Here is a 7,198-nt window from a genome sequence, read left to right on the forward strand (position 1 = left end):
CCCGGGATTCGGCGCACACCCGCAGCCGGCGGCCGTGGGCCAGCTCGCGCAGCTCGTCCCGCGGCTCCTGCCCGGCGACCTGGGCGCCCCGGCCGGCCGCGAGCAGCAGGGCCAGTCCGGACCGGCAGCCCAGACCCAGCACGCTGCTCGCCGGGCCGACCTCCATCCGGTCGTAGACCGCCTCGTAGAGCGGCACCAGCATGCGTTCCTGGATCTCCGCCCAGTCGCGCGCCCGCGCGGGGCGGGCGGCCCCGGGCTGCGGGTGGTGCGGGCGTGCGCCCGTCGGTCGTGCGGCCGTGCCGGTCGTCCGAGCTGAAGCCATGGCGGCCTCCCATCCGGTCCTTCGGTGTGCTGCTACGGCTCCCCCAAAGTCCCGCCCCACACCAGCGAACAGCGGGTCGGGCCCGGCGTCCAGAGGGGTGCAGGGTGGTGCGTGCGTGTCGCGGTGGTGCGCCCCCGTCCGCTGATACCGATTCGAAACCGGGCCCCGGGCCCCGTACCATTCGCCCCATGGCTAAGGCACCCGTTCTCACCCCTCAGGCGGAAGACTTCCCGCGCTGGTACCAGGACCTCATCAACAAGGCCGAGCTGGCCGACAACGGTCCGGTGCGCGGCACCATGGTCATCCGACCGTACGGCTACGGGCTGTGGGAGCGGATGCAGCAGGAGATGGACGCGCGGATCAAGAAGGCCGGCGCACAGAACGCCTACTTCCCGATGTTCATCCCGCAGTCCTACCTGACCAAGGAGGCCGAGCACGTCGAGGGCTTCGCCCCCGAGCTCGCGGTGGTCACCCACGGCGGCGGCAAGCAGCTGGAGGAGCCGGTCGTCGTCCGGCCGACCTCCGAGACGATCATCAACGAGTACTTCTCGAAGTGGGTCCAGAGCCACCGCGACCTGCCCCTGCTGATCAACCAGTGGGCCAACGTGGTCCGTTGGGAGCTGCGTCCGCGCGTCTTCCTGCGCACCACTGAGTTCCTCTGGCAGGAGGGCCACACCGCCCACGCCAGCTACGAGGACGCCCGCGACTACGCGTCGATGATCCACACCCAGGTCTACGGCGACTTCATGACCAACGTGCTCGGCATCGACGTCGTGCTCGGCCGCAAGACCGCCAAGGAGCGCTTCGCCGGCGCCATCAACACCCTCACCCTGGAGGGCATGATGGGCGACGGCAAGGCGCTCCAGATGGGCACCAGCCACGAGCTGGGCCAGAACTTCGCCAAGGCGTTCAACACGACCTACCAGCTGCAGGGCGCCGAGCGCGAGTACGTCTGGCAGACCTCCTGGGGCGTCTCGACCCGCATGGTCGGCGGCCTGATCATGTCCCACGGCGACGACAACGGCCTGCGGGTGCCCCCGCGCCTGGCCGCCGTCCAGGCCGTCGTGCTCGCGATCAAGGGCGACGACGCGGTCATCGCCAAGGTCCGCGAGATCGGCGCCCAGCTGGAGGCCGCCGGCATCCGGGTCGTGGTCGACGACCGCACCGACACCCCGTTCGGCCGCCGCGCCGTCGACTGGGAGCTCAAGGGTGTCCCGCTGCGCATCGAGGTCGGCCCGCGCGACCTGGAGAACGGCACCGCGATGCTGGCCCGCCGCATCCCGGGCGGCAAGGAGCCGGTCTCCATCGACGCCCTGGCCGCGCTGCTCCCGGGCATCCTGGAGGAGGACCAGGCGCTGCTGCTGCGCCAGTCCCGCGAGCGCCGCGAGTCCCGTACGGTCGACGTCAAGACCATCGACGAGGCCATCGAGGCCGCCGCGACCGGTTGGGGCCGGATCTCCTGGGCCGAGCTCGGTGCGGAGGGCGAGGCCAAGCTGGCCGAGCAGGGCGTCTCGGTCCGCTGCATCGTCGCGGCCGACGGCTCGGTGCCGCAGACGGACGACCAGGAAGGCAATGTCGCGCTCGTCGCGCGGGCGTACTGACATCCGTTCGGTGGTCGGCGGATGTCCCACGGATGTCCGCCCGACGTCCGTGGTCCGCGGGTAATGACCGCCACCGGCGACATTTGCCCGGAATGCGGATGGGTAAGAATCCGGTAACTCTTCCGGTGTGTCCGTGCGGTGGACATCCCTACTGGCCGGTCAACTCCCGGTATTAACGGAATAGCGGTACGGTGTACGGCCCGTGGCCCTGTCAATCCGGCAGGCCCACGGGCCGTACGTCCCGGGTGGCGACAGCCCGCCCCCGGACGGAATTCACCAGGCCCGTCGGCGCTGCGACGGGCCGAAACCGGCAGGGGGTTGGTCTTGCGTCAGATCCGGAGCGCGCAATTCGCGCGCGACCTTGCATTCCTGGGAGTTCCCTGTGAATTCCCCGGGAACGAGAACATGCGGAACATCGGCTCGCACTCCATCGTTGGTCTAGCGTGAGCACGACACAGCCCCTCGTTCTCGCGGCCGAACTGGCCGCCGCCTGGAGCGACATCCAGGCCTACCACCAGGACCTTCCCGACCTCGCCTCGCCCGAGGCGCTGATCGGCGAGTCCTCCTCGGCCTGTGGGACGCGGCTCGGTTTCGAGCGGCTCCTCCACGAGGCTGCCCACGGTCTGGCCGCGGCCCGGGACATCCGGGACACCTCGCGCGCCGGCCGCTACCACAACCGGCGCTTCCTGATGCTCGCTTCCGAGCTGGGCCTGGCGCACCCGGTCGAGCCGCACGCGAGCAGCGGCTTCTCCCAGGTGACCATGCTCAAGGAGACCCAGGAGCGGTACGCCGAGACCATCGAGCGCCTGGACCGTGCCCTCGGGGCGCACCAGGAGGCGGTGGCCGGCGACGGCGCGACGCGCGCCTTCCGCGGCCCGGCGGCCCGGCACGGCTCCTCCGGGGGCGGCGTGCGGGTCAAGGCGGTCTGCGGTTGCGGGCGCAACGTCCGGGTCGTTCCGTCGGTGCTCGCGCAGGCGTCCATCGTCTGCGGTGCGTGCCAGCAGCCGTTCAAGATCGCGTAGTCGGTCGACGTCCCGGCGGGCTGCTGTGCGGGCAGCGGTCCGGCCGGAATGGGCGGCACGCAGTGAGTGGTACAGCAGGTCGGGAGTGATTTCTTCGGGTTGGACCGGGAGCGGGGGCTCCCGGTCGAGCCCTGACCGGGCGCCCGGGCCCGCGTGCAGGCGGTTCTCGCCGGTGTGGCAGAATGGACAGCTGAGTACTCGGCAGCCGAGCAGGACCCCTCTCTCCTACGGCTGGCGTGTCCCTTGAACGGTCCGCTCCGCAACCCCACGCGATGGCGAGCCCGCTCACCCACGTCAACACCAGGAGAATCCACTCCCGTGGCAGTCAAGATCAAGCTGAAGCGTCTCGGCAAGATTCGCTCCCCGCACTACCGCATCGTCGTCGCCGACGCCCGCACCAAGCGTGACGGTCGCGCGATCGAGGAGATCGGCATCTACCAGCCGACCTACAACCCCTCGAAGATCGAGGTCGACAGCGACCGCGCCCAGTACTGGCTGTCCGTCGGCGCCCAGCCGACCGAGCCGGTGCTCGCCATCCTGAAGCTGACCGGCGACTGGCAGAAGTTCAAGGGCCTGCCGGCTCCGGAGCCGCTGAAGGTCGCCGAGCCGAAGGTCGAGGACTTCTCGCACCTGTTCGCCAAGGCCGTCGCCGGCTTCGAGGACGCCACCACCGGCGTCGCCATCACCCCGAAGGCCAAGAAGTCGGACAAGGCCGAGGCTGAGGCCGACGCCGCTGCCGAGGCCTGATCGTGATCGAGGACGCCCTCGACCACCTGGTGAAGGGCATCGTCGAGCACCCCGACGAGGTGCAGGTGCGCTCGCGCAACCTGCGTCGGGGCAACACCATCGAGGTGCGGGTGCACCCCGATGACCTCGGCAAGGTGATCGGCCGGGGCGGCCGTACGGCGCGCGCTCTGCGCACCGTGGTCGGCGCCCTCGGCGGTCGCAACGTCCGGGTCGACCTGGTCGACGTGGACAACATTCGCTGACGCTGCTGCTCGTTCAGCCGTCAGGGCTTGTGAGGCCGACCGGGACGCATGTCGTCCCGGTCGGCCTCTCGCATTTCCGTCCGCATTTCCGTCGCATCATCGCTTCGCAGCCCGTCGCTTTTCGTTTCGGCTCAGGAACTCCAGGAGAACGATCACCGTGCAGCTCGTCGTCGGCAGGATCGGCCGTGCCCACGGCATCAGGGGGGACGTCAGTGTCGAGGTCCGCACCGACGAGCCGGAACTCCGGCTCGGCCCCGGTGCCGTCCTGCTCACCGACCCCGCGTCGGCCGGACCGCTGACCATCGAGTCCGGCCGGGTGCACAGCGGCCGGCTGCTGCTGCGCTTCGCCGGCGTCAAGGACCGCAACGCGGCCGAGGCACTCCGCGGCACCCTGCTCATCTCCGAGGTCGACCCGGAGGAGCGCCCCGAGGACCCGGAGGAGTACTACGACCACCAGCTGATCGGCCTGGACGTGGTGCTGCTGGACGGTACCCCGGTCGGCGAGCTGACCGAGGTCGTCCACCTGCCCTACCAGGACCTGCTCACGGTCAAGAAGGCCGACGGTACGGAGGTGCTGGTGCCCTTCGTGAGCCAGATCGTGCCGACCATCGACCTGGAGAACCAGCGCGCCGTGATCACTCCGCCGGCCGGGCTGATCGACCCGGAGCAGGCCGAGGTCGCGGGGACCACCTCGGCCGAGGGCACGGAGGGCACCGAGGGTACGGAGGATTCGGAGTGACCGTCGAGGAGAGCGCCGGGGCGGGCGCCGGAACGGCCGGCGGTGTCGAGTCGCGCGGCACCGTGTCGGGCGACGTCGTGTCGGGAGGTGCCGTGTCCAACGGCGTGCAGAGCGGCATGCGGATCGACGTCGTCACCATCTTCCCCGAGTACCTGGAGCCGCTGGACATCTCGCTGGTCGGCAAGGCCCGCGCCCGCGGCCAGCTGGACGTGCACGTCCACGACCTGCGCGAGTGGACGCACGACGTGCACCGCACGGTCGACGACAGCCCGTACGGCGGTGGCCCCGGCATGGTGATGAAGCCCGAGCCGTGGGGCGAGGCGCTGGACGCGGTGGTCGCCGCCGGTCCCGAGGGGCAGGTGCCCACCCTGGTCGTGCCGACCCCGAGCGGGCGCCCGTTCACCCAGGAGCTCGCCCAGGAGCTGGCCGGCCGTCCCTGGCTGGCCTTCACCCCCGCCCGGTACGAGGGCATCGACCGCCGGGTGATCGAGGAGGCGGGCACCCGGATGCCGGTGGTCGAGGCCTCGATCGGCGACTACGTGCTGGCCGGCGGCGAGGTCGCCGTGCTGGTGATGGTCGAGGCGATCGCCCGGCTGCTGCCCGGGGTGCTCGGCAACGCCGAGTCCCACCGTGACGACTCCTTCGCGCCGGGCGCGATGGCCGACCTGCTGGAGGGCCCGGTCTACACCAAGCCTGCCGAGTGGCGCGGCCGGACGGTGCCGGACGTGCTGCTCAGCGGCAACCACGGCAAGATCGCCCGCTGGCGCCGCGAGCAGGCCTTCGCCCGGACCCTGGCGAACCGGCCCGACCTGGTCGAGCGCTGGCAGTACGGCGCCTTCGACAAGAAGGAGCGGGAGGCGCTGAGCATCCTCGGCCTGGCTTGGGACGAGCAGCTCGGCCGATTTCGGTCCGTGGCCGGTGGTGTGGAAGAATAGGCCGCTGCTGTCTGTCGCTGGCGCCCTTCCGTAGGGGGCACGTGGACCGGCGCCCCCGCCACGGGGGGATCGTCGTCAGCCGATGCGGCCCGCAGTAGACCCCATTGTGACGATTTTCCGTGGGCGGCCCGTGGCGCCTACGATGGAGAGCAACATGAGCAACAAGCTCGCTGCTGTCGACGCGGCCTCGCTGCGTAGCGACATCCCGGCCTTCCGCGCCGGTGACACCCTGAAGGTGCACGTCCGGGTCATCGAGGGCAACCGCTCCCGTGTCCAGGTCTTCCAGGGCGTCGTCATCCGCCGCCACGGCGCCGGCATCGGTGAGACCTTCACCGTTCGCAAGGTCAGCTTCAACGTCGGCGTGGAGCGCACCTTCCCGGTGCACACCCCGGTCGTCGAGAAGATCGAGGTCGTGACCCGCGGTGCGGTTCGCCGCGCCAAGCTGTACTACCTGCGTGACCTCCGCGGCAAGGCCGCGAAGATCAAGGAGAAGCGCGACCGCTGATCCACCGGCCCCCGGCCTCGCCGGGGGATCGGAACGCTCCGAGGGGGCCGAACGGCCGCAAGGTAAGCTCACCCCCCGATGAGCACGCACGAACCACCCGCGGACCGCGACGGCAGTCCCGCACCCACCGGTGCGGACTCGCTGTCGCGGTCCGCGGTCGTTTCCGGTGAGGCCGCCGGTGGCGCGGCGGCGGATGACGCCGAGGGCCTGGAGCGGGCCGAGGGGCCGGAGCGGGCTGAGGTTCTGGAACCGGCCGAGGGCCTGGAGCGGGCGGAGGGACCGGAGCGGGCCGGCGGTTCCGGCGACGACGGCTCGGACCAGGACGAGGAGCCCGGGCACTCGCGATCGCGGGACCTGCTGCTCCTGGCCGCGATCTGCCTGACGGCCCTGCTGCTGGTGAACGCCTTCGTCGCGCGTCCGTTCTCGGTGCCCTCCGGATCGATGGAGGAGACCCTGCGCCCGGGCGACCGGCTGGTCGCGAACCAGCTCGCCTACGCCTTCGGCGGCCACCCCCGGCGGGGCGACGTCGTGGTCTTCGACGGGACGGGCTCCTTCCTGCGGGAGTCGGCGAAGCCGTCGGGCTTCTGGGACGGCCTGCGCTCGTTCGCCCAGGACCTCGGCCTGGCCCCGGCCGGGGACACCGTCTACGTCAAGCGCGTGATCGGCGTCGGCGGGGACCGGGTGACCAGCACCGGCCCGGGCGCGCCGATCACCGTCAACGGCGTGCCGGTCGACGAGACCTCCTACCTGTTTCCGGGCGACGACCCGTCGAGCGTGGCCTTCGACGTCGTCGTGCCGGCCGGTGAGCTGTGGGTGATGGGCGACCACCGCAGCGCCTCCCGGGACTCCCGCGACCACCTCGGCGAGCCCGGTGGCGGCTTCGTGCCCGAGGAGAAGGTGATCGGCCGGGCGGACTGGGTGGTCTACCCGTTCTCGCGCTGGACCAGCCTGGACCGGCCCGCGGCCTTCGCCTCGACTGCGGGGGCGGGTGGTCATGGGGACCAGGGGTAGGGGGCGGCTCGCCGACCGCCCGGCCGCCGGGGGAACGGCGACCGGAGGACCGGGAGAGGTCGGCGCGGCAGGCC

8 protein-coding genes and 1 pseudogene are annotated in these 7,198 nt (G+C 71.4%); 8 read left to right on the forward strand and 1 reads right to left on the reverse strand.

Annotated features, from left to right (window positions below):
- A pseudogene (locus KS423_RS33225) lies at nucleotides 1-322 on the reverse strand (hypothetical protein); the annotation flags it as partial.
- 188 nt (nucleotides 323-510) lie between these two features.
- On the opposite strand from KS423_RS33225, the gene proS reads away from it, so the two are divergent.
- From proS to lepB, 8 genes are all read left to right on the forward strand, one after another.
- A complete protein-coding gene (gene proS, locus KS423_RS33230) occupies nucleotides 511-1,923 on the forward strand; it encodes a proline--tRNA ligase (RefSeq protein ID WP_224283475.1) in 1,413 nt (470 codons plus the stop codon).
- 443 nt (nucleotides 1,924-2,366) lie between these two features.
- Nucleotides 2,367-2,945: a hypothetical protein gene (locus KS423_RS33235; RefSeq protein ID WP_049650398.1), complete on the forward strand. Its 579-nt coding sequence runs from the start codon at nucleotides 2,367-2,369 to the stop codon at nucleotides 2,943-2,945.
- Between the two features lie 318 nt (nucleotides 2,946-3,263).
- Entirely contained in the window at nucleotides 3,264-3,692 is a 429-nt protein-coding gene (gene rpsP / locus KS423_RS33240; RefSeq protein WP_196946892.1) for a 30S ribosomal protein S16, read from the forward strand.
- Nucleotides 3,693-3,694: 2 nt separating this feature from the next.
- Nucleotides 3,695-3,934: an RNA-binding protein gene (locus KS423_RS33245; protein ID WP_030056773.1), complete on the forward strand. Its 240-nt coding sequence runs from the start codon at nucleotides 3,695-3,697 to the stop codon at nucleotides 3,932-3,934.
- Between the two features lie 157 nt (nucleotides 3,935-4,091).
- Complete coding sequence (gene rimM, locus KS423_RS33250) at nucleotides 4,092-4,673, forward strand: ribosome maturation factor RimM (RefSeq protein WP_224283476.1); 582 nt, start codon at nucleotides 4,092-4,094, stop codon at nucleotides 4,671-4,673.
- Nucleotides 4,674-4,789: 116 nt separating this feature from the next.
- Nucleotides 4,790-5,608: a tRNA (guanosine(37)-N1)-methyltransferase TrmD gene (gene trmD / locus KS423_RS33255; protein WP_224283478.1), complete on the forward strand. Its 819-nt coding sequence runs from the start codon at nucleotides 4,790-4,792 to the stop codon at nucleotides 5,606-5,608.
- A gap of 154 nt (nucleotides 5,609-5,762) precedes the next feature.
- On the forward strand, nucleotides 5,763-6,113 hold the full coding sequence (rplS, locus tag KS423_RS33260; RefSeq protein ID WP_030306736.1) for a 50S ribosomal protein L19: 351 nt from the start codon (nucleotides 5,763-5,765) through the stop codon (nucleotides 6,111-6,113).
- 78 nt (nucleotides 6,114-6,191) lie between these two features.
- Complete coding sequence (lepB, locus tag KS423_RS33265) at nucleotides 6,192-7,124, forward strand: signal peptidase I (protein WP_224283477.1); 933 nt, start codon at nucleotides 6,192-6,194, stop codon at nucleotides 7,122-7,124.
- Nucleotides 7,125-7,198: the final 74 nt, after the last annotated feature.

The sequence above is a fragment of the Streptomyces sp. LS1784 genome (assembly GCF_020103755.1).
GTDB lineage: Bacteria > Actinomycetota > Actinomycetes > Streptomycetales > Streptomycetaceae > Kitasatospora.

What these genes read in the sequence shown, in the direction of transcription:
- trmD (WP_224283478.1), top strand. Translation starts at nt 4,790, where the DNA reads ATGCGGATCGACGTCGTCACCATCTTCCCCGAGTACCTGGAGCCGCTG.
- proS (WP_224283475.1), top strand. Translation starts at nt 511, where the DNA reads ATGGCTAAGGCACCCGTTCTCACCCCTCAGGCGGAAGACTTCCCGCGC.
- rplS (WP_030306736.1), top strand. Translation starts at nt 5,763, where the DNA reads ATGAGCAACAAGCTCGCTGCTGTCGACGCGGCCTCGCTGCGTAGCGAC.
- lepB (WP_224283477.1), top strand. Translation starts at nt 6,192, where the DNA reads ATGAGCACGCACGAACCACCCGCGGACCGCGACGGCAGTCCCGCACCC.